Raw genomic sequence first — 20,617 nt, forward strand, 5'->3', positions numbered from 1 at the left:
CTGAACCTGGCGTGTAACCGTCGCTGTGCCACGTTGGTTACACGCATGCTGAGCCTGTACTGTCGCGACCTGCCGTGCGCTCAGTTGTAGCGCAAACCCCATTCGTTGTACGCGATATTCCCCCAGTGGCGCTTGTCGTGTACGGAGCTGGCGTCGACGATGTACGGAGGAATCACGAGACTGGGTCCGGAATCGGATTTTGCAATCTGCCCCTTCTCCCAGAAGTACTGACTATTCTGATAAGGGCCGAGCGGCACCGGCTTACCCTTCATCGCGTAACGATCGAGCATTTCAACCGTGATCTGCCCATATGCGATCGGATCCTGGGACACGACAGCATCCATATAGCCGCCGCCGATCCATTGCAACGCGGCCGGCTCGCCATCGATCGTCACGAAGATCACGTGCCCCTGCTCGCCGACCTTCTTCCATTTGCCCTTTTGCTGCAGAGCCGTCGCGATACCGCGCGCCGGCGAATCGCTCGGCGCGTGCACGGCATCGAGATCCGGGTACTCGGACAACGTCGACAGCGTCTCCGACAGCATGTTCTTCAGCATGCCCTCGGTTGGCCGGCTAATGACCTTGATCTGCGGGTATTGCTTGAACGTCGCATCCATCCCCTCTTTGCGCAGCCGCCATGCGACCGATTGCAGTGCGCCATAGCAGTTCAGCACCGTACCCTTCGGAGTGCCATACTTTTTCTTCAGGGCGTCGACGATCGTATTCGCCGCCATCACGCCGCCCTGATAGTTGTCGAAATCCACCGTGATCGCGACGTCGCCGCCTTGACTCGGCGTATCGATGATGCCGACCGGGATTTTCTTCATGCCGTACTTCCGGATCGCGCTCACGATCGCCTGGCTGTCGATCGGGTCCGCGATGATCGCCGCGGGACTTTTCAGCATCAGACTCTGCCACTGCTCGAGTTGCGTAGTCGTGCTGAAGTTCGCATTGACCGCCTGGAACGTCCACCCCTTCGCCTCGACCGCCCGCTTTACGGCTTCCTGCTCTGTGGCGAAGAAGTAATAGTCGAGACTCTTGTTACTGAAAGGAACGAAGGGCTTGTCCTGAGCCGTCGCCCAGTCTGGCAACGCAAGTGCACCGGCCGCTGCCGCTGCCGTGGTCAAAAACTGCCTCCGCGTGACGAGGTGTTCGTCCTTCTTGGTCATGTCCGGTATCTCCTGCTCCTGTGGTTGTAGATGCGGCGCAGATCGATCCGCCGCTGACGGTCGCCGAGCCTGTAGTACTACTCTGAAAACGTAGTAATACTACGATTCGCCGGACTCAATATCAACCAAGGGATTTCCCCTGGATCGACGTCATTCACTCACGAAATTGCCTAATTAACTTTAATATTCAATCATTTATCTTCAAATACCCGTCAATCATTCACTTCCACACCTAAACCAGGCTCCACCCTGCTTCACTAACAGTACGAAACCCATATCGTAGTGTTGCTAACATCAATCAGACAATTACCCTTCGAGAGATACGCAGCGCAGGAGAAGCACATGTGTTCTGAAAATTGGCAGCGACTGCCCGGACAATCTAGTCACTTCAAGCTAGTCGTTGCGTCAGGTATCGCGCGGGTAAGTGGGCAACAAGCTAGAGACGCACGAAGCTCGAGGCGGCGGCACAGTCGAGCCAGCCACTTAGCCAGGCTTCGTTCCTGCGCTGCCAGCAGGCAGCAGCCTTGTCGCGCAGACTGAGTTGGAACCGGAAGTACCACCGCACCGCATGGCTGGTGATCGTCGCAGGGAACCGGTGGCTTACGCGGCGCTTTTCGCGATCCTCGCCTTCAGCGCCTCGATGACCGCCCGCACCTTGCCCGACGGATAGCTCGTCGGCGGAAACACGGCTTGCACATTCGAAGGCACGCCGGACCATTCGGGCAGCAACCGGACGAGGTCGCCGGACGCGACATCGGCCCGGGTCGAGAAGTCGGTCAGCGCTGCAAAGCCTCCGCCCGCGAGAACCGCCGCTCGCGCCGAGGTCGCCGTGTTCACGCTCAGCGCGTTCACGCAGCGCACGCGGCGCACGGCTTTGTCATAAGCGACGCGGCCCGCTGCACGCCGACCGGCGTCATGCGTCAACTCGCGCGTCAACTCGAGCGTCGACGCATGCCTCAGCACCGTCATCGCGATATGCGGCAAGGACGCCAGCGCCTTCAGCGACCGTGGCATACCGTGCCGCGCGACAAACGCGGGACTCGCGACCAGCCATCGCACGTAGCTGCCGAGTTTCACCGTGCGATAGTTCGAGTCCGGCAGATTGCCCAGCCGTACAGCCAGATCGATCCCCTCACCGATCAGGTCGACGTAGTGATCGGCGCAGATCAGTTCGACGTCGAGTTCCGGGTATGCGCCGCGCAGATCGACGAGCGCGGGCGCGACGATCTGTGCGCCGTAGTCGACAGGCGCGCTCACCCGCAGCGTGCCGCGCACCGGCGAAGCCTCGTCCGACACCGCTGAAAGCGCCTCTTCCGTGATCTGCAGGATGCGGCAGCTGGCGTCGTAAAACGCGCGGCCCGCATCGGTAACGGACAACTGCCGCGTGGTGCGCGCGATCAGGCTCGCGCCGATCTCGCGTTCGAGCCGCTGCATGTGCGCGCTGACCATCGTCTTGGCAATGCCGAGCCGTTCGGCGGCCGCCGTAAGCGACCCCGCCTCGACCACGGCGACGAACACCGCCAGCCGGTTCAGATTCACGTCGCGCACGTCAGTCATCGGCGATTGTCCACTTTCGATAGAAAATGTTTCCAAGCTTAGCAGTCTTCCCGAGCGTGCAGCCATTGCCTAATCTGGAGCTTCCCTGGCGCTTCTTCCCGCCGCGCTATCGTCTTGGAGAATGCGATGCCCGCTGTCCGTCCCGACCAGCCGATCCGGCTATACACCACCCTGCTTTCCGGCCATGGACACCGCGTCCGGCTGTTTCTCTCAATGCTGGACCTGCCGTTCGAGATCGTGCCGCTGGATCTCGCCGCGAGCGAACACCGTCAGCCCGCGTATCTGAGGCTCAACCCATTCGGCCAGGTGCCAACCATCGTCGATGGCGACACGGTGCTGTTCGATTCGAATGCGATCCTCGTCTATCTGGCCAAGCGTTACGGCGATCCGTCCTGGCTCCCGCACGATCCGCTCGGCGCGGCAACCGTGCAGCGCTGGCTGTCACTCGCAGCCGGGCCGATCGCGTCCGGCCCGTGCGCCGCACGTCTCGTCCATGTATTCAAGCGGGATCTGGATCTGGCGCGCGCGCAGGAAATCGCGAGGACGCTGCTGCCGCTGCTCGATGCGGAGCTCGCGCACAAGCCGTTCGCCGCGGGCGATCACGTAACGATCGCGGATATCGCCGCGCATACCTACATCGCGCATGCACCTGAAGGCGGCGTGTCGCTGGAGCCGTATCCGCACCTGCGCGCATGGCTCGAGCGCGTCGCCGCGTTGCCGGGCTTCGTGCCGATGCCACCGACGAAAGCGGGTCTGCTCGCGGCCTGAGCCGCACGTACGCACGTACGCGCCGCCAACCCGAGACCGTCATGACCCGTCTCCCCGAACCGAACCCATACCGCGCGATCGGCCCGTTTCACGATGGCGAGCGGGAGGCGCAACTGCGTGCCGGCGTCGCCGACGTCGCGCTCGCAAGCGGCTCGCGCGGCATCCGCGATTACATGCCGGACCAGCATCGCGCGTTCTTCGCGATGCTGCCGTTCATGGTGTTCGGCGGTGTCGACGCAAGCGGTCAGCCGTGGGCGACGCTGCGCGCGAACACAGCGGGCTTCGTATCGACGCCGGACAGCCGCACGATGCGTGTCGACGGCGGCGTGCTGCCCGGTGATCCGCTCGCGGGAAGCTGGGTGCCCGGCGCGCGCATTGGCGGCCTCGGCATCCAGCCGCACACACGACGGCGCAACCGCGTGAATGGCGTGATCGAAGCTGTCGATGGCGGCGTGGTAACGCTCGCGGTCAAGCAGAGCTTCGGCAACTGCGCGAAGTACATCAACGCACGTGAGCCGGCGTTCGCTGGCGATACGCTGGCGGACGCCACGGTCGAACACGCCGATGCGCTGTCGGAAGAAGACCGCTCGCTGATCGCCCGCGCCGACGTATTTTTCATCGCTACCGCCAATCTCGATGACGCAGTTGGCGCGGCGAGCGGCGTAGATGTGTCGCATCGCGGCGGCGCGCCGGGCTTCGTGCGAATCGACGACGAGCGCACACTGACCACGCCCGACTTCAGCGGCAACAACTTTTTCAACACGATCGGCAACCTGCTGCACGATCCGCGCGCGGGGCTGCTGTTCGTCGATTTCGCACGTGGTGACCTGCTGTATCTGGCCGTACGCGCCGAGGTGAACTGGGATGGTCCGGAGGTCGCACAATTCCCGATGGCGCAACGGCTGGTGCGGTTTCATCTGGACGAAGCGCGGCGCGTACGACGCGCGTTGCCGCTGCGCTGGTCGGCGGTCGAGTATGCGCCGCAGTTCGAGCAGGCTTCCGCAGAATCTTTACCGTCGGCTGCTGCGCAGCCCACGCCGAAAAATGCCGACGGTCCCTCGTGGCGCACGCTGCGCGTGGTCGACGTGCGCGACGAATCCCCAACGATCCGCTCGTTCCATCTCGAACCGGTGGACAGTCAGCCGCTCGCGCCTTTCGAAGCGGGCCAGTATCTTCCGTTACGCGTCGTCATACCCGGATCGGACAAGCCGGCCATGCGCACCTATACGCTCTCCGCAGCGGACGATGCCGCACATCCAGCGCGCTACCGGATCAGTGTAAAGCGCGACGGCGTAGTGTCACGCTGGCTGCACGAGCATGCACGCACCGGCTCGCTGATCGACACGCTAGCGCCGCGCGGGTCATTCAAGCTCGATGCACGCAGCCCGCGCGCGATCGTGCTGGCGGCGGCGGGCATCGGCATCACGCCAATGCTGGCGATGCTCGACGCGGCGCGGGTGCTCGAACCGAAGCGCCCCATCCATGTGTTTCATGGTACGCGCGGTGAGCACGAAAGGCCGTTCGCAGCGGCGCTTCTCGAGATCGAACGCGCGCATCCGAACGTGTCGGTATATCTGTTCGATAGCGCCGCGCACGACGATTCGCCCAATGGCGACCGGCTCGCGGGCCGCGTGAACGTCGATGCGTTGCGGCGCTTGCTTCCGTTCGACGACTACGACTTCTATCTGTGCGGCCCCGAAGCGTTCATGCGCGATCTGTACGACGGCCTGCGCGCGCTGAATATCGCGGACGAGCGGATCCGCTTCGAGTCGTTCGGGCCTTCGAGTTTGAAACGCGTGCCTGACCGGACTCTCGTTGGAAGAGAAGCAACGAAGGGCATACCGGTGACATTCGCCCGCACGAAGAAAACCGTGCACTGGCAGCCGCAGCAAGGCTCGCTGCTCGATACCGCCGAGCACTGCGGCGCCCGCGCGGCGTCCAACTGCCGCGCCGGCATGTGCGGGACCTGCACCGCACGCGTGCTGGATGGCGCTGTGGAATACGACGAGCCGCCGGACTTCCACGTCGAGCCGGGTTATGCGCTGATCTGCGTCGGGCATCCGGCGGCGGCCGGCGTGACGCTGGATCTCTAGCTCAGAGTAACAACCGCGGAAGAAGCTTGGGCGAGGACCGGTGAGAGGAAGCCGGCCACGTTTGTGCACTGGAACGGCATCGGGCGGACCCATGCGTCGTCGCGCCGCGCTTCTTACCAGACGGAATCGCCGCGAATCATCACGTCGGCACCGCCATCGATAAAGATGGTCTGGCCGGTCATGTGTCCGTTCTGCTCACTGGCCAGCCATGCAAGCAGTTCGGCCGCTGCGCGAGGCTCGTACGGACCACCCAGCGGCATCGGCGTGCCGGCGCTGATTCGCTTCCTCGTCTCGGGTTCGTCGAAAAGACGTTTGAGCAACTCGGTCTTGACGAGACCCGGCGCGATGGCGTTCAGGGGAATATTCGCTCCTGCCCATTCCGCTTTCAGCGCATTGCGACGGATCCACCGGGACAGTGCGCGCTTGGTCGTGGCGTAGACAAACGGCACCTCTTCCGCCTTTTCGAGCGCGATCGCCTCGGTACCATCCAGCAGTGCGTTCAACAGTTGGTCGTTGTACGGATGCACCGAAGTGATCGACGAGACTGCAACGGCGCGCGGAGCGTTGGAGCGCAACAGAAGCGGTCTCAGCCCCTCCAGCGTCGCAATGGCGCCGTAGTAATTGACTGCCACGGTGGGCGGGCCACCGAGGTCCACACCTGCGATCGCGAGGACTGCATCGATCGCACCGCCGCTGATGGCCGTAACCTGCTCGACGAGCGAAGCCCGCCCGGCAGGTGTGCCCAAATCGGCCACCACCTCCGCGTCGCGAATATCGGCACCGATCACACGGTGGCCCAGCGACTCCAGAAGCTGCTTCGTTTCGCGTCCGATCCCTGACGCGGCGCCAGTAATGACGTAAGTTCTGGAACTGTTCGACATCTGTTTTCTCCGGGATGAAAAGTTTGGATGGCTCGGCTGTCACAGGCCGATGACCGGCGACAGACAATGCAATTCAATGCAGGAACAAACTTATTCACTCCGGCTCGGCGGATCAACGGGGGGAGTGCTCCATACAGAGCGGACAGGATGTCGGCAAATAAAATTTCGCAACCAAGCCGCTCGCCCCACAATATTCCTCTTCCTCAATCGTCATCACGGGCATGGAACCTCCGCACACCCCGAGCCCACTGACCGAGCAGGACCGCGACATCGCCGACGCCGTCGCCCGCGAGAGCCCGAGGCTGCGTAATTTCATCCGCCGCCGCGTCATCGATCAGGACGAAGCCGAGGACATTCTTCAGGACGTTTTCGAAGAACTGGTCGAAACCTGGCGACTACCGGAACCCATCGAGCAGGTCGGTGCGTGGCTGTTTCGCGTCGCGAGAAACCGGATCATTGACCGTTTCCGCAAGAAGAAGGAAGCGCCGCTGCCCGATGCCATCGATACAGACGGCCCCGGCGGAGAGTACCGCCTCGATCTTGCGCTGCCCTCGCCCGATGCCGGGCCCGAGGCCGCTTATGCGCGCGCGGCGCTGCTCGACACGCTGCGCGCCGCACTCGACGAACTACCCGCAACCCAGCGCGAGGTTTTCGTCGCGCACGAACTGGACGGACACAGCTTCAAGGAGCTGGCGGCAGCGACCGGCGTCGGCGTCAACACGCTGCTGGCGCGCAAGCGTTATGCCGTGCTGCACCTGCGCAAGCGGCTGCAATCGTCTTATGACGGACCTGAGATTTGAACCGAAGGAGAATTGGAATGACGTTTCGCCGAAAACTATTGACCAAGGCTGTGCTACTCGTGCTGATCATCGCGGTGCTGGGCTGGATCGTGATGACGCTGTGGAACTGGATCCTGCCCACGCTCGTTGTCGGCGCCCATGCACTCGACTATCCCCGCGCGATCGGTCTGCTGGTGCTTTGCCGGATCCTGTTCGGCGGATTCCGTGGGCATGGCGGCTGGCACAGGCGCAAGCAATGGGAGCACTGGCAACGAATGACGCCGCAAGAGCGCGAGCAACTCCGCAACGAACCACCGTCGGCATCCCGCCCGAACGAGGGGATCGGCGCATGAGCCCGCGTGCAACTGCAACCTGCAAACAGTCGCCCGGTGCCATCGCGCCGTCCGTCGATTTCGGCCGCTGTGAAGGTAAGGCGGATTGCGCCGTCGTTTGCCCCGAGAACGTATTCGAGATCCGCCGCGTCGAAACGGCCGATTACCAGAAGCTGCGGCCATTGCAGCGGTTCAAGCTGCGCGTGCATGGCATGAAGGTGGCCTATACGCCGCATGCAGACGCGTGCCGCGCGTGCGGTCTCTGCGTGTCGGCGTGCCCCGAGCATGCCATCACGCTCGTCAGGACGCGATAGACAGTCGTTCCACATGGAGCCAGAGAAAATGAACATGCTGAGCCCGCATGAACTGGCCACGCTGATGCTGATCCGCAGCGTGCCTGACCAGATCGACATGACCCGTATCGAGCTGGATATCCTGCTGAACTGCGAGCTTATCTCGCTGGAGCCACGCACTGGAGAGCGGCAACGACCGATGTTGACACCAGCTGGCGCGCATCTGCTGGAGGCCGCTGCGCGGCTGACGGAAAAAGGGCTGACATAACGCCCCTTCTTCGAGTCGTCGGGTCTTTCAATTCGTGGATCTGGCCCGGCTGAATGCAAAGGTGAAATTAAGGACGACTACCCGAGCATCAACCCAGGAATAGAAGAATGCTATTCGCGGCGGCGACCATCGACTAGCTGGCGAAGATGGTCAAGAGGCTCTCTGCAACTGCGATTATTCGTGTTCCCCGCCATGCCTCCATCCCATCCTGGCGTAAAATTTCCCCTCCGACACGACACGCCCCTCACTTCATGCCAACGCCCGCCGAATCCCGAGGTCCCAAAGAAAGCGAGGGGGTGGCCGTCATCGACCGGGCCTGTGCAATCCTGTTTGCCTTCAAGCCCGACGATGCCGCGCTAACCCTCGCAGAGCTCGCGGCGCGCACAGGTCTCTACAAAAGCACATTGCTGAGGCTGGCCGGCTCGCTGATCCAGCACCGCCTGCTGCTGCGTCTCGACGACGGTCGCTTCCAGCTCGGCCCGGCCACCTTCATGCTCGGCGCGTTGTATCAGCGCAGCCTGAACCTCGGCGATATCCTCGTGCCGCTGATGAGTGAGCTCGCCGAAACGAGCGGCGAAAGCGTGTCGTTCTATGTCCGCGACGAAGCGGTGCGTGTCTGCCTGCATCGTGTGGATTCGAAGCACGCCGTGCGCTTTCATGTGCGCGAGGGCGACGTGCTTCCGCTCGAAAGCGGCTCGGGCGGACGCGCATTGCTGGCGTTCAGCGGGACGGAAGGCGCCGCCTTCCAGCGGATTCGCGAAGACTTCTACTGCATTTCAATCGGCGAACGCGATCGCGAAACGGCAGGTATCTCGATTCCCGTGTTCGGTGTCAGGCAAAGCTTGCGTGGTGTGCTGACGCTGGCGGGTCCAAGCTCACGCATCGATCAGACATTCTTCGAACGCAATCTCGATACACTGTTCGATTGCGCCGCACGCGCAACCGATGCGCTCGGCGGCGACTCGCGCGCCATGCGCAACGCGCGACGGCGCGCGGCCGAAGTTCAGGGCAAATGACGCTCGCCGTGGCCCGTGTAGCGGTAACTCATCTGCCGCGGCATGGGCCCCTTGTTGCGCTCGTTGCGGCCGCGCTGCTCCCACGCATGCGACAGAATGCCGACCGCGCGCGATAAGCAGAACACCCCGCGCGCCAGTTCCGGCGCAAAGCCAAGTTCAGCGTAGATCACGGCCGTGGCGCCATCGATATTCATCGGCACGGGTTTGTTTTTGCGCTGCTTCAGGAGCGCTTCGATACCGCGTGCGATGGCGGCGTACCGGCCGTGAATCGTCTTTTCAAGAACACTCTCATCGACCAGCGCAAGCAGCCTCGTCGCACGCGGATCGACCGGGTGAAAGCGGTGGCCAAAGCCGGGCAAATACTTGCCATGCGCGGCAATGAACGCATCGACGCCCTGCTCGACCGCTGCACTTTCAGCCGCGCCCGCGTCCATCAGTTGCGCAATCGATTCATAAAGCTCGACGGCCTGTTGCCCGGCACCTCCGTGCACATCGTCGAGCGCGTTGAGCGCCGAAGCCATCGCGCCATTCAATGGCAGACCGCAACTCGTCGCCATGCGCGAGATGGCGATCGAAGGCGCGTGCGGCCCGTGATCCACCGAGGCCACGAGCGCCGCTTCGAACAGGTGCGCCTGCGCCGCTTCGGGTAATTCGCCGCGCAGCATCAGCCAGATCATCTGCGGGAAACCGATGGTGCCGATCAGCTCCTGAATCGGATAGCCACGCACCTTGATCGAACCCGGATGGATATCGATGATCGAGGTGCTCCAGTAGTCGGCGGCAAGCGCGGTGGCATCGATGGCCTGGGTCATATTCAGATCACTCCTTCGGCAAAGAGGTTGTCGATCTGCGCATCGTCGTAACCGAGCGATGCGAGATGCGTGCGTGTGTGAGCGGACAACGAGGGCGCGGGCGACGATGGGGCAGTGTCGGCATCGGACAGGCGGAAACCGGCGCGCGTCACGCGTTGCCGCTCCGAGGTTTCATCGGCGGCAAACTCGCGGATGAACTCACGCGAATCGAGATGCGGATGGGCGAGGATCTCCGGCACCGACATCACGCGCCCAGCCGGCACCCCTGCTTCGAAAAATTTCGCCTCCCAGTTGGCGGCGCTATCGGCCGCGAGAGCGGCTTCGATCTCTGCCTTCAGCGCAGCGCGATTGAGCTTGCGCGCATTGCGTTCGGCAAAACGCGGATCGTCGGGCAGATCCGGGCGGCCGATCAGATCGCACAGGCTCACGAACTGTTTGGTCTCGTTCGCGGCAATGTTCAGCGGGCCATCGCCCGTCGTGAACGTGCCCGACGGCGCGGCGGTGAAGTTCTCGTTGCCCATCGGTACAGGCGTCACGCCCGCGTTCAGGTAGTTCGACACGACCCAGCCCATCGTTGCGAGCGTCGACTCGAGCATCGATACGTCGAGCATCCGGCCGTGACCCGTTGCGCGCGCATCCAGCAGCGCCGCGCAAATGCCGAATGCCGCGGTCAGCCCGCCCACCGTGTCCGACACCGGATAGCCGACGCGCAACGGCGCGCTGCCGGCGTCGCCCGTGACGCTCATCACGCCCGCCATGCCCTGGATGATCTGGTCGTACGCGGGGCGCTTCGCAAACTCGCCGTCCATGCCGAAGCCTGAGATCGCGCAATACACGAGCTTGCGATTCACCTCGCGCAAGGCGTCGAAATCGAGTCCGAGCCGCTTCATCACGCCCGGGCGGAAGTTCTCCACGAGCACGTCCGCGGTGGTGACGAGTTCACGCAGAATCGCCTTGCCGCGCGGGTCTTTCAGGTTCAGCGTGACCGACTGCTTGCCCGCGTTCACCGCGACGAACGAGGCACCCATGTTGCGCAGCGACGCCGCCTTGTCGGCACCGAGGCGCCGCGCCAGATCACCGCCTTCCGGATGTTCGATCTTGATCACTTCGGCACCCAGCAACGCCAGTTGATAGGCACAGAACGGCCCTGCCAATACATTCGATAAGTCGAGTACGCGCACTCCAGCCAGCGGCAACGTCATCGTCGAGCCTCTCTCAATGGGAAATTTCGTCGAGGTTGAGGTTGTTGGTGCGCGGCCCGAACAGGCCAATCGCGCCGATGACCATCACCATCGAAAACGTGATCAACGCAAACACGCCGGGCACCTGAAAATGCCGCAGCGCGAAGGCGATCATGAAACCGGAAAACATCGCCGACAGCCGCGACATCGAATAGACAAAGCCCACTGCGCGGGCCCGCAGGCGCGTCGGAAACAGCTCGGTCTGGTAAGCGTGATAGCCAACCGAGAGCAGCGTGCCGCATAGCGTGATCAGCACGCCGAGCAGCATCAGCATCGCGGGCGACGTTTGCGTCGCGAACAGGCTGCCGAACACGCCGATACCGAGCGCCGACAGCACAATCAGCGTCTTGCGCTGGATGCGGTCCGCGATCGCCATACCGATCAGTGGTCCGAACGGATTCGAGACGGCGATGACGAACGAGTACATCAGGCTGTGCGTGATCGTGACGCCTTTGGATACGAGCAGGGTCGGCACCCACGATGCAAAGCCGTAGAAGCCGATCGCCTGAAACAGGTTGAAGACGAGCATCGTAATGGCGCGCCGGCGATACGGCGGTTGCCAGATTTCGCGGAACGCGGCTTTGTTTGTGGCCGGTTCGATCGTCGGCACGGGTTCAGGCAAGGGTCGGCCATACTGCGCGGCGACCTTCGCTTCGAGCGCCTGCAATACGCGTTCGGCTTCTTCAGCGCGGCCCTGCTGCGCGAGCCAGCGCGGGCTCTCGGGCACGCGTCGGCGGATCGCCCACACCACGAGCGCACCCAGCGCGCCGATGATTACGACCCAGCGCCAGCCGTCGACGCCGAACGGCGTTTGCGGCACGAGCCACCACGCAAGCAGCGCGGCCGCCGGCACCGCCGTGTACTGCACCAGATGCACGAAGGCAAACGCCCGGCCGCGCAGATGTTTCGGCACCAGCTCGCTGACGTACGTATCGATCGTGACCAGCTCGACCCCAACGCCGATGCCCGCGATCAGACGCCACAGGTTGATGGCGGGCGCGGTGGTTTGCAGCGCCATGACCAGCGTGGCCGCCGAGTACCACAGCAGCGACACCGTGAAGACCTTGCGCCTCCCATAGCGGTCAGCAAGGCCCGCCAGAAAGAACGTGCCGATAAAGAGCCCGGCGAACGACGCCGCCACGAACGCTCCCAGCCCCGACACGCCGAAGAACGACGCGGTGGTCGTCGCATAGAGCCCGCTCTTGACGAGCCCAGGGCCAACATAGGCCGTGAAAAACAGGTCGTAGAACTCGAACCAGCCGCCGATCGACAGCAGGAACACCAGCATCCAGACCTCACGCGTGGCCGGCAAGCGGTCGATGCGCGCGTTGACGCCGGTCGTCGGTTCGGGCGCGCCCGTGCCCGAATGAGATGGAACGCTTGTCGCTCCGATCGGCAGACTTGCCATGAGACTCTCCTTTGTCGACCCGAGTGAGTGCTTTAGCGCCTACCCTGGTCCCATGAAAGATGATTGCCTTGAATCTCTCGCATCATTCTGTCAGACAGAACGATGTTCTATTTAATGAGTGTGGCGAGATTAGTCCGTCAGGACAAGGTCGGAAATCAGGGGTTCTACTGAGGGGTACCTGCGCGGCAAACCGAGCCTACGCGATCGAGTCGAGATAATGGCCGAACGGGGTCTGTCGCAGGCTCGCACGATGAGCCTGCGCTGGGCGAGGCGTAACGTGGCCTCCGCCCAGGCTCTCTTCAGCAAGGCCAGTCGCCGGAGACCATCACGCTCGATGGTTATGCCGCCTTGTGCGTTACCGTGTGACGCGATCGGTTCGCGCCAGGTGATTCTCGAGCCTGCGCAGGCCTATTGTCAGCGCCAATGTCATCAGCCAATATGCTGCGGCAATCGCAAGGTAGGGCTCCCAATAGCGGCCGTAGGCTCCGGCCACCGTGCGCGCGGCATAGGCCATCTCACCCAGTCCGATCGCCGAGATCAACGACGTGTCCTTGAGCAGCGAAATCACGTTGTTGCCCAGCGGCGGCAGCATGCGCCGGAATGCCTGGGGGATCACGACGTAGCGCATCATCTGCCCATGCGTCATGCCCAGCGACTGGGCGGCCTGCCTCTGGCCGATCGAAATCGACTGGATGCCTGCTCGAAACACTTCGGAGATATAGGCAGCGGAGTTCAGCGTCAGCGCCGTTACGCCCGAGATCAGCGCCCCGTGGTTCTGCTTCAGGCTACGAGCCAGATCGCCGCTGATCAAAAGCCCGTGCACAGGATGGATGAACACCGGCATCACCGCGAAATGTATCAGCAGGATCTGCACGAATAACGGCGTGCCGCGAAAGAAGCTCACATAGGCCGTTGACGGCCAGCGCAGCAGATATTTGCACGCGGCCTGCCACGGCTGATGTCTCGTGTCGGCCAGCCGCGCCAGCGCCAACAGCAGGCCCAGGGCGCAGCCCATCAGCACGCAGACCACGGTCGTGCCAACCGTGACCAGCGCCCCGTCCCAAAACAGTTGCCTGTACTCCACCAGGATGTCCGGGCGGAACCACCCGAACCACATGACCGGATTGCTGTCTTCCATGCTCGCTTTCAATAAAACAGAAGGCCGCAGCGCGGCCAGGGGCTATTCTGCGGCGCGGGCGCGGGCGCGGGTGTGGCCCGGCGCGCGCGAGTGCATCACGCCATTACTGCGGCTTGTAGTCCTGGTTGAACCACTTCTTGTAGATCACGTTGTAGCTGCCATCTGCGCGGATCGCAGCCAACCCGGCGTTGATCTTTTCCAGCAAGGCCTTGTCGCCCTTTCGCACCACAATCCCGTAGTATTCCTTAGGGAAATTTGCGTCTTCCACGGTCTTGAGGCCAGCAGTCTGCGATACCCGGTAGGCAATGACACCGTTGTCGCCAATTGCCGCATCCACACCGCCCGAAGCCAGTTCGGAAATAATGAGCGGCGTGCTCTCGAAACGGCGGATATTCGGGTTGGTCTTGCCCACCTCACGGCTCATGACGTCGTCAGCCGTGGAGCCGCTCACCACGGAAACCTTCTTGCCGTCCAGATCCTTCAGCGACTTCACCGGACTGTTCTTCGGCACGGCGATCAACTGGCGCGCATCGAAATAGGGTGCCGAGAAGTCGAAGCTCTGTTTGCGCTTATCGTTGATCGTGACACCGGAGATGACCATGTCCACATCTCCGTTGTCGAGCGACGCGAAGATGCTGGTGAACGGCGTATTCACAATACGCAGTTTCATATGCTGCTGCCTGGCGATCGCATCGATGATGTCGATGTCGAAGCCTACGATCTGCTTGTCCTTGTTTTCAAACGCGAACGGTGTATAGGTGGCGCTCGATGCCACAACCAGTTCGCGGTCTTCTGCGTGTGCGGCGGCAGACCAGATAGCACAGGCAGCCACCGAGGCGGCAAGGGTGAGGATGAATTTTTTCACAGCGGCGTCGCCCCGAGACAAGAAAAGTCGGAGAAGTATATAGCAATCCCCCAGGAAACCTACCGGCCCAAAAATGGTCTGCGCCCCCGCCAGGCTATGCCTCGAAGCTGGTCACGGTTCCGGCTTTCGAGGCGTTCCTATCAGGCGGATGGCAGGCTGCTCGCCACCCTGTGTCGCCGTGCCTTGGGGCTGCGAGTCGGGTGAACTGGGAGCTATGAAATATCAAGGGGGGAGGTTTCTTTCTCCAGACTCAGGTCGTGGAAATCCCGAGTCGCCTCGACGAGACCGGCCCCATGACGGCGGCCGGCCTCGCGCGAGTAAAAGCCGAAACGACGAAACAGCGCGTCGTCTTCGGACAGTCCCTCAGGCGGTCTTTGCCGATGCGGCAGGAAATGGCAGCGACTGAATCCGCCTGCCGGTGGCCGCGAAGATCGCGTTCGCCACCGCCGGCCCGACCGGGGCGACACCCGGCTCGCCGACACCCGTCGGCGCTTCGCCCGACGGCACGATATGCACCTCGACCTTCGGCATCTCGGCGATTCGCAGCACCTGGTAGCCGTCGAAGTTGTTCTGCTCGACCTTGCCGTCCTTCAACGTGATCGCGCTGTGCAACACCGCGCCGAGACCGAAGCCGATACCGCCCTCCATCTGCGCGGCGATGACATCGGGATTGATCGGCGTGCCGCAATCCACCGCACAGACGACACGTTCCACCTTCACGTTACCGTCCTTGTCGACGGAAACTTCCGCGACCTGCGCGACGAACGTCTTGAACGCCTCGGCCACCGCGATGCCGCGCCCGCGGCCTTTCGGCAACGGTTTGGCCGGGTCCCAGCCCGCTTTCTGCGCGGCGAGTTCGAGCACGACCCGCATGCGCGGTTCGTGCGCGAGCAGATCGCGGCGAAAGACGAACGGGTCCTTGCCTGCGGCATATGCGGCTTCGTCGATGAACGCCTCGACCGCAAATGCCGTGTGCGAACTGCCGACTACCCGCCACCACAACACGGGCACGCCGGTCTGCGTCGTGGTCAGTTCGACCGAGATGTTCGGAATCGCGTAGGCCACGTTGGCGGCCCCCTCCACGGACGTCCCGTCGATCCCGTTCTTGACCATCACGCTTGCGAACGGCGTGCCGGCGAGGATCGACTGGCCGACGATGCGATGCCGCCAGCCGACCAGCTTGCCGTCCGCGGTCAAGCCCGCGTCGAGCTTGTGGAAGTACATCGGCCGGTAGAGGCCGCCGTGGATGTCGTCCTCGCGGGTCCATTGCAGCTTGACCGGCGTGCCGTTCGCACCGAGCGCCTTCGCAATCGACACGGCCTCGACGATATAGTCCGAGCGCGTGTTCGCGCGCCGCCCGAAGCTGCCGCCCGCATACAGCGTGTGAATCTTCACCTGCTGCGGATCGAGCCCGGCCGTGCGCGCGGCGTTGCTCTGGTCGACGGTCTGAAACTGGTCGCCGGCCCAGATCTCACAGCTGTCGGAGGTGAGCTTGACGACGGCGTCGAGCGGCTCCATGGGCGCGTGAGCGAGATACGGGAATGTGTAGGTAGCCGAAATTTTCTTCGCCGCGCCCGCGAGCGCCTGTGTCGCGTCGCCTTCCTTGCGGGCGGATGCGCCGGGTTGCTCGGCGAGCTGCCGGTATTCGGCCATGATCGCGTCCGAGCTGCGTTTTTCGGCCTTCGAATCGTCCCATTCGACTTTCAGCGCGTCGCGGCCCTGCTTCGCCGCCCAGAAGCCCTTCGCGACCACCGCGACGCCGCCCGGCACCTGCACGACCGAGACGACACCCGGCACCGCTTTCGCTGCCGACGCATCGAACGACTTGACCGTCGCACCGAAAAGCGGCGGCCGCTGCAGTAGAGCGACCAGCATGCCGGGGAACGTCACGTCGAGCGTGAACTGCGCGGTGCCGTCGGTTTTCGCCGGCACGTCGACGCGCGGCAGTTGATGGCCGATCAAACGAAAATCCTTCGGCGACTTGAGCGTGACCGTGTCCGGCACCGGCAAGCGGGCCGCGGCCGACGCGAGCGATCCGTAGGTCGCGCTCCGGTTCGTGGCCGCGTGATGAACGCTGCCGTCGCGCGTCGTCAGTTCGGGCGCGGGCACCTTCCACTGCTCGGCGGCGGCGGAGACCAGCATGACGCGCGCTTTCGCACCGGCTTCGCGCAATTGCATCCACGAGTTGGCCATCGCCGAACTGCCGCCCGTCCCCTGGATCGTCCCGAACGCGAGATTCGCGTAGCGCTTCGCGTCGGCGGGCGCGCTTTCGACACGCACGTCCTGCCAGTTCGCATCCAGTTCCTCCGCGACGATCGTCGCGATACCGGTGTAAGCACCCTGGCCCATCTCGACGTGCTTTGCGATGACAGTGACGCTGTTGTCCGGAGCGACGCGCAGGAACGCATTCGGCGCGAACGTCGCCTCGGGCATGGTGGCGGCGAGCGCGCGGCGGCCCGTGCCCGTCCATTCGAAGCCGATGGTAAGACCCACCGCCGCGACGGCGCCGGCTGCTTTCAGGAAGGTCCGGCGCGACGGGCGTACCGCATCCGTGAAATCGAGATCGGTCGTCATGGTCAGGCCTTCAGGGTGGCAGCGGCTACGTGAATGGCCGCGCGAATGCGGGTATAGGTCGCACAGCGGCAGATATTGCCGTTCATCGCGGCATCGATATCGGCGTCGGTGGGCGTGGCGTTATGTTCGAGCAAGGCCGTCGCGGACATGATCTGTCCGGACTGACAGTACCCGCACTGCGGCACCTGCAGCTTGACCCATGCGGCCTGGATCGCTTTCGCGGGCCGGCTTTCGATACCTTCGATGGTCGTGACGTGCTTGCCGGCGACGGCCGCGAGCGGCAGCACGCACGAGCGGGTCGCTTCGCCTTCCAGATGAACCGTGCAGGCGCCGCATTGCGCCATGCCGCAGCCGAACTTGGTGCCATGCAGGCCGACGTTCTCGCGGATGGCCCAGAGGAGCGGCATGGTGGGATCGGCATCGAGCGTAACGTTCTTACCGTTGAGGACAAACGATGTAGACATGGAACCTCTCCGTGGGGAAAGCCCGGACTTGGCGCCGGGTGTACGCGGCAGTGTGTACCGGCTGCCTGCCGTTGTGCTTACACAATCCTGCAAATTTATTGAACAATGCTGCAAATTCAACAGGCCAGCCGCGCTTGCCCGGCAGTGGTTGAGTATGCTCGATTCCATTCACGGATTTCCAGGCGCATGAAACAGCCCTCTTCTCCGCTCGATCCTTCGGTGGCGCGCGAAACGGCGCGCTGCGAACTCGCCGCGCTCATCAGCCGCTTCGCGCCGGCGGACGGCGCCTATCAGACGGCGATCCCGTCGCTGACGTTCTACCGCTACTCGCAGCCCGCGGATCTCGGCTGCGGCGTGACGAGCTCCGCATTCGTGTTCGCGGCGCAGGGCGCCAAGCGGGTCATGGTCGCGGGGCAGGCGTACGACTACGATCACCTGCATTGCCTCGTGACGTCCGTCAATCTGCCGATGATGTCGCAGGTTACGCGGGCATCGTCCGACGCGCCTTATTTGTGCGTCAAGCTCACGCTAGACCCGCAGCGGATCGTCGAACTGGCCACGCAACTGCGTTTGCCTGAACCGGATGCCGTATCGGCCGGCGAAGGCATCGCGGTGGCCCCGCTCTCGGCGCCGGTTTTCGATGCCGCACTGCGGCTCGTGCGATTGCTCGATACTCCGGGTGACATTCCCGTACTCGCACCGCTCATCGAAAAGGAACTGCTGTATCGCCTGATGACGAGCGAGCAAGGCAAACGGCTGCGGCACGTCGCGGTGAACGGGAGCCAGACTTACCGGATCGCACGGGCGATCGAGTGGATCCAGAATCACTACGCCGAGCTTTTGCGGGTGGAGACGCTGGCACAGGCGGTGAACATGAGCGTGTCGTCGCTCCATCATCACTTCAAGAATGTCACGACGCTGACTCCGCTGCAGTACCAGAAGCAACTGCGGCTACACGAGGCGCGGAGATTGCTGCTCCGGCATAGCGGCGATGTCGGATCGGTGGCGATCCGGGTCGGGTATGACAGCCCTTCGCAGTTCAGCCGCGAATATAGCCGGCTCTTCGGCGCGCCGCCGCTTCGCGACGTCGCGCAATTGAGGCGGCGGGACGGGGTGGGGTTCGGGGAGTAAGCAGAGGACGATGAAGTTGCGCAGCTCGCTCACCACCGTGTCATGCAGACGTTGCCGCTCGACTTTCGGAAGCACGGAAGCGGGTGAAGCATCGGTTGAATACATTGAATATTACATTCAAAATTCAACAGGAGAGACAAATGCTGAAACCCGACTTCCATCCCGCCAGCCGTCATTTCCTGCAGATCCCCGGGCCGAGCCCGGTGCCGGACCGCATTCTGCGAGCCCTTTACCGCTGCGGGCCGCCGCTTGAGTCGCCGCCTGAGTCGCCGCCTGAGTCGCCGCCTGAATGGCCACGACACACACGGCTCGCCAGCTATTGATATGCCTTCTCCAGCGGTACGTGCTCACTGATGAAATCGATGAACGCGCGCAACTTCGGTGTGATATGTCTGCCGGACGGCCACAACAGTTGGAAGGTGTTGTGGTCGGTCGTGTATTCGTCCAGAACCGTCACCAGCCTGCCGTCATGGAGGGCATCGCGCACGCTGAAGTCCGACATGTAGGCAATCCCGAGACCTTCCAGCGCGAAGCACAGGCGCGCCTCGTTGGTATTGCACGTCACTGCGGTGGCGAATTGCGCTTCGGGTTCATCGGCATCCCGCCGCAGTTGCCAGACCTGCAGCTTGCCGGTGTTCGGCATGCGGAACTGAATGCACGCGTGTTCAGCGAGCTGCGCTGGATTCGCCGGTTTGCCGCGGCGCTCGAAATAGTCCGGCGCGCCGACGAGCAGCATCCGGAAAGAGCCCAATCGCCGCGAGGTCAACCGGGAATCCGCGACGTCGCCACTACGTACGACCGCATCGTAGCCTTCCTCGATCACGTCGACTTTCCGGTTATCAAAATCGAGATCAAGTTCGATCTCGGGATAACGCCGCTGAAACTCGACAAGCACAGGCAGAAAGGGTTCGCCGATCATCGGAAAGCCGATGCGCAACCGCCCTTTGGGGACCGCCGAGGCTTCGGACAGCTCTGCTTGCGCCGCGTCGAACTCCGCCAGAATGCGGCGTGCGCGTTCGACAAACATCTCGCCCTCGGCAGTCAGCGTAACGCTGCGTGTGCTTCGATGAAACAGCCTGACCCCGAGACTCTGCTCGAGACGCGTCACGCTTTTACCCACGCCGGAAGCTGAAATACCCAGATTGCGGCCGGCAGCAACAAAGCTGCGTGTCTCCGCAGCCTGCACAAAAACATTAAGCGCAACGCTATCCATAGTCTCGCGGCATCTATTGCGCGGACACATTGTCCGCTCTATCGGGAACTCTACCCTACTTAATTCGCGCCCGGAAAGCCGTTACTTTTGCGTCATGCAGAAGTCGCGGCCGCTTTGCCGCTTCGGCCATCGCGACCTGGCGATCTCCATTCCCGCCGCACCGAATGTGCGACGGCAAACCAATGCCTGAACAGGAACTCATGATGACAACCGGGCCAGACCTTTTCGATCTCGCGCGCCAACTCGAAGACACACGTTGGCAACTGTTGCTGGATGCCGATGTCGACGCGCTAACCGACCTTGTATCCGACGATCTGCAATTCGTGCATTCGAGTGGCCTGAAGGACGACAAGAAGCACTACCTCGACGCCATCCGGACGGGATCGGTGATCTATCGAAACGCCAATAGCCGTATCGAGACCGTCGTGTCGCTTGGCGACCGGTCGTTCATCGCGAGCGGCGCCGTGAAAATGGAGGCGACCGTACGTGGAACCGAACGGAGTCTCCATTCGCTCTTCATGGTGGTGTGGCGCCGCGAGCAGGAAACATGGCGGCTTGTCGCCCACCAGACCACCTTGCTGCCGGCTTGAGCGGCTATCTACGCACGCTAAAGGA

20 protein-coding genes and 1 pseudogene are annotated in these 20,617 nt (G+C 63.0%); 9 read left to right on the top strand and 12 right to left on the bottom strand.

All coding sequences use genetic code 11. From position 1 onward, the window contains the following. Positions 1 to 80 precede the first annotated feature (80 nt). Both B9Z01_RS16770 and B9Z01_RS16775 read right to left on the bottom strand, forming a co-directional pair. Complete coding sequence (locus tag B9Z01_RS16770) at positions 81 to 1,169, bottom strand: sugar ABC transporter substrate-binding protein (protein WP_085484992.1); 1,089 nt, start codon at positions 1,167 to 1,169, stop codon at positions 81 to 83. Positions 1,170 to 1,769: 600 nt separating this feature from the next. Continuing rightward, a complete protein-coding gene (locus B9Z01_RS16775) occupies positions 1,770 to 2,726 on the bottom strand; it encodes a LysR family transcriptional regulator (protein WP_085484994.1) in 957 nt (318 codons plus the stop codon). A gap of 126 nt (positions 2,727 to 2,852) precedes the next feature. On the opposite strand from B9Z01_RS16775, the gene B9Z01_RS16780 reads away from it, so the two are divergent. Together B9Z01_RS16780 and B9Z01_RS16785 are read left to right on the top strand one after the other, a co-directional pair. Next, positions 2,853 to 3,494: a glutathione S-transferase family protein gene (locus B9Z01_RS16780; RefSeq protein WP_085484996.1), complete on the top strand. Its 642-nt coding sequence runs from the start codon at positions 2,853 to 2,855 to the stop codon at positions 3,492 to 3,494. A gap of 41 nt (positions 3,495 to 3,535) precedes the next feature. Then, complete coding sequence (locus B9Z01_RS16785) at positions 3,536 to 5,587, top strand: pyridoxamine 5'-phosphate oxidase family protein (protein WP_244196044.1); 2,052 nt, start codon at positions 3,536 to 3,538, stop codon at positions 5,585 to 5,587. A 113-nt stretch (positions 5,588 to 5,700) separates the two neighbouring features. Here B9Z01_RS16785 and B9Z01_RS16790 read toward each other — a convergent pair whose 3' ends face one another. Continuing rightward, positions 5,701 to 6,468, bottom strand: a complete 768-nt coding sequence (locus B9Z01_RS16790) for an SDR family oxidoreductase (protein ID WP_085485000.1) — start codon at positions 6,466 to 6,468, stop codon at positions 5,701 to 5,703. Positions 6,469 to 6,689: 221 nt separating this feature from the next. On the opposite strand from B9Z01_RS16790, the gene B9Z01_RS16795 reads away from it, so the two are divergent. The 5 genes from B9Z01_RS16795 (at position 6,690) to B9Z01_RS16815 (ending at position 9,156) form a co-directional block, all read left to right on the top strand. Beyond that, entirely contained in the window at positions 6,690 to 7,268 is a 579-nt protein-coding gene (locus B9Z01_RS16795; RefSeq protein ID WP_085485002.1) for an RNA polymerase sigma factor, read from the top strand. 17 nt (positions 7,269 to 7,285) lie between these two features. Next, a complete protein-coding gene (locus B9Z01_RS16800; protein WP_085485004.1) occupies positions 7,286 to 7,600 on the top strand; it encodes a hypothetical protein in 315 nt (104 codons plus the stop codon). Continuing rightward, positions 7,597 to 7,893, top strand: a complete 297-nt coding sequence (locus tag B9Z01_RS16805) for a 4Fe-4S dicluster domain-containing protein (RefSeq protein WP_085485006.1) — start codon at positions 7,597 to 7,599, stop codon at positions 7,891 to 7,893. The genes B9Z01_RS16800 and B9Z01_RS16805 overlap by 4 nt, the downstream gene beginning before the upstream one ends. A gap of 28 nt (positions 7,894 to 7,921) precedes the next feature. Next, on the top strand, positions 7,922 to 8,140 hold the full coding sequence (locus B9Z01_RS16810; protein ID WP_085485008.1) for a hypothetical protein: 219 nt from the start codon (positions 7,922 to 7,924) through the stop codon (positions 8,138 to 8,140). A gap of 146 nt (positions 8,141 to 8,286) precedes the next feature. Further along, positions 8,287 to 9,156, top strand: a complete 870-nt coding sequence (locus B9Z01_RS16815) for an IclR family transcriptional regulator (RefSeq protein ID WP_244196045.1) — start codon at positions 8,287 to 8,289, stop codon at positions 9,154 to 9,156. Here the strand turns inward: B9Z01_RS16815 and B9Z01_RS16820 are convergent. The 7 genes from B9Z01_RS16820 to B9Z01_RS16850 all read right to left on the bottom strand — a co-directional run bounded on the left by B9Z01_RS16820 (position 9,144) and on the right by B9Z01_RS16850 (position 17,658). Next, the gene (locus tag B9Z01_RS16820; RefSeq protein WP_085485012.1) at positions 9,144 to 9,968 is read right to left on the bottom strand and encodes a citryl-CoA lyase; all 825 of its coding nucleotides are present in this window, start codon (positions 9,966 to 9,968) and stop codon (positions 9,144 to 9,146) included. The two genes, B9Z01_RS16815 and B9Z01_RS16820, sit on opposite strands and share 13 nt — an antisense overlap. A gap of 2 nt (positions 9,969 to 9,970) precedes the next feature. Continuing rightward, positions 9,971 to 11,170 (bottom strand): CaiB/BaiF CoA transferase family protein, encoded by a 1,200-nt coding sequence (locus B9Z01_RS16825; protein ID WP_085485014.1) that lies wholly within the window; start codon positions 11,168 to 11,170, stop codon positions 9,971 to 9,973. 13 nt (positions 11,171 to 11,183) lie between these two features. Beyond that, complete coding sequence (locus tag B9Z01_RS16830) at positions 11,184 to 12,617, bottom strand: MFS transporter (protein WP_085485016.1); 1,434 nt, start codon at positions 12,615 to 12,617, stop codon at positions 11,184 to 11,186. A 355-nt stretch (positions 12,618 to 12,972) separates the two neighbouring features. Further along, complete coding sequence (locus tag B9Z01_RS16835) at positions 12,973 to 13,755, bottom strand: amino acid ABC transporter permease (RefSeq protein ID WP_085485018.1); 783 nt, start codon at positions 13,753 to 13,755, stop codon at positions 12,973 to 12,975. Positions 13,756 to 13,858: 103 nt separating this feature from the next. Next, positions 13,859 to 14,587 carry a basic amino acid ABC transporter substrate-binding protein gene (locus B9Z01_RS16840; protein WP_244196071.1) on the bottom strand — a complete coding sequence of 243 codons (729 nt, stop codon included), beginning with the start codon at positions 14,585 to 14,587 and terminating at the stop codon, positions 13,859 to 13,861. 396 nt (positions 14,588 to 14,983) lie between these two features. Then, positions 14,984 to 17,194: a xanthine dehydrogenase family protein molybdopterin-binding subunit gene (locus tag B9Z01_RS16845; protein ID WP_085485020.1), complete on the bottom strand. Its 2,211-nt coding sequence runs from the start codon at positions 17,192 to 17,194 to the stop codon at positions 14,984 to 14,986. A gap of 2 nt (positions 17,195 to 17,196) precedes the next feature. Further along, a complete protein-coding gene (locus B9Z01_RS16850) occupies positions 17,197 to 17,658 on the bottom strand; it encodes a (2Fe-2S)-binding protein (protein WP_085485022.1) in 462 nt (153 codons plus the stop codon). A 186-nt stretch (positions 17,659 to 17,844) separates the two neighbouring features. Here B9Z01_RS16850 and B9Z01_RS16855 point away from each other — a divergent pair, with 186 nt between their 5' ends. Continuing rightward, a complete protein-coding gene (locus tag B9Z01_RS16855; RefSeq protein WP_085485024.1) occupies positions 17,845 to 18,789 on the top strand; it encodes an AraC family transcriptional regulator in 945 nt (314 codons plus the stop codon). A 6-nt stretch (positions 18,790 to 18,795) separates the two neighbouring features. On the opposite strand, the pseudogene B9Z01_RS36270 reads toward B9Z01_RS16855, so the two are convergent. Next, positions 18,796 to 18,894 (bottom strand): annotated as a pseudogene (locus tag B9Z01_RS36270) (GntR family transcriptional regulator); the annotation flags it as partial. Positions 18,895 to 19,105: 211 nt separating this feature from the next. Next, on the bottom strand, positions 19,106 to 20,002 hold the full coding sequence (locus B9Z01_RS16865) for a LysR family transcriptional regulator (RefSeq protein ID WP_085485028.1): 897 nt from the start codon (positions 20,000 to 20,002) through the stop codon (positions 19,106 to 19,108). A gap of 203 nt (positions 20,003 to 20,205) precedes the next feature. Here B9Z01_RS16865 and B9Z01_RS16870 point away from each other — a divergent pair, with 203 nt between their 5' ends. Then, the gene (locus B9Z01_RS16870) at positions 20,206 to 20,592 is read left to right on the top strand and encodes a nuclear transport factor 2 family protein (protein WP_208626039.1); all 387 of its coding nucleotides are present in this window, start codon (positions 20,206 to 20,208) and stop codon (positions 20,590 to 20,592) included. Positions 20,593 to 20,617 lie beyond the last annotated feature (25 nt).

Source organism: Paraburkholderia susongensis, assembly GCF_900177725.1.
GTDB classification, from domain to species: Bacteria; Pseudomonadota; Gammaproteobacteria; order Burkholderiales; family Burkholderiaceae; genus Paraburkholderia; species Paraburkholderia susongensis.

Bases quoted from the DNA above. Each gene is read 5' to 3' on its own strand.
- B9Z01_RS16800 (WP_085485004.1), top strand. From the start codon at position 7,286: ATGACGTTTCGCCGAAAACTATTGACCAAGGCTGTGCTACTCGTGCTG.
- B9Z01_RS16775 (WP_085484994.1), bottom strand. From the start codon at position 2,726: ATGACTGACGTGCGCGACGTGAATCTGAACCGGCTGGCGGTGTTCGTC.
- B9Z01_RS16870 (WP_208626039.1), top strand. From the start codon at position 20,206: ATGACAACCGGGCCAGACCTTTTCGATCTCGCGCGCCAACTCGAAGAC.
- B9Z01_RS16785 (WP_244196044.1), top strand. From the start codon at position 3,536: ATGACCCGTCTCCCCGAACCGAACCCATACCGCGCGATCGGCCCGTTT.
- B9Z01_RS16835 (WP_085485018.1), bottom strand. From the start codon at position 13,755: ATGGAAGACAGCAATCCGGTCATGTGGTTCGGGTGGTTCCGCCCGGAC.
- B9Z01_RS16815 (WP_244196045.1), top strand. From the start codon at position 8,287: ATGGTCAAGAGGCTCTCTGCAACTGCGATTATTCGTGTTCCCCGCCAT.
- B9Z01_RS16850 (WP_085485022.1), bottom strand. From the start codon at position 17,658: ATGTCTACATCGTTTGTCCTCAACGGTAAGAACGTTACGCTCGATGCC.
- B9Z01_RS16810 (WP_085485008.1), top strand. From the start codon at position 7,922: ATGAACATGCTGAGCCCGCATGAACTGGCCACGCTGATGCTGATCCGC.
- B9Z01_RS16795 (WP_085485002.1), top strand. From the start codon at position 6,690: ATGGAACCTCCGCACACCCCGAGCCCACTGACCGAGCAGGACCGCGAC.
- B9Z01_RS16820 (WP_085485012.1), bottom strand. From the start codon at position 9,968: ATGACCCAGGCCATCGATGCCACCGCGCTTGCCGCCGACTACTGGAGC.
- B9Z01_RS16805 (WP_085485006.1), top strand. From the start codon at position 7,597: ATGAGCCCGCGTGCAACTGCAACCTGCAAACAGTCGCCCGGTGCCATC.
- B9Z01_RS16790 (WP_085485000.1), bottom strand. From the start codon at position 6,468: ATGTCGAACAGTTCCAGAACTTACGTCATTACTGGCGCCGCGTCAGGG.
- B9Z01_RS16830 (WP_085485016.1), bottom strand. From the start codon at position 12,617: ATGGCAAGTCTGCCGATCGGAGCGACAAGCGTTCCATCTCATTCGGGC.
- B9Z01_RS16855 (WP_085485024.1), top strand. From the start codon at position 17,845: ATGAAACAGCCCTCTTCTCCGCTCGATCCTTCGGTGGCGCGCGAAACG.
- B9Z01_RS16770 (WP_085484992.1), bottom strand. From the start codon at position 1,169: ATGACCAAGAAGGACGAACACCTCGTCACGCGGAGGCAGTTTTTGACC.
- B9Z01_RS16825 (WP_085485014.1), bottom strand. From the start codon at position 11,170: ATGACGTTGCCGCTGGCTGGAGTGCGCGTACTCGACTTATCGAATGTA.
- B9Z01_RS16780 (WP_085484996.1), top strand. From the start codon at position 2,853: ATGCCCGCTGTCCGTCCCGACCAGCCGATCCGGCTATACACCACCCTG.
- B9Z01_RS16865 (WP_085485028.1), bottom strand. From the start codon at position 20,002: ATGGATAGCGTTGCGCTTAATGTTTTTGTGCAGGCTGCGGAGACACGC.
- B9Z01_RS16845 (WP_085485020.1), bottom strand. From the start codon at position 17,194: ATGACGACCGATCTCGATTTCACGGATGCGGTACGCCCGTCGCGCCGG.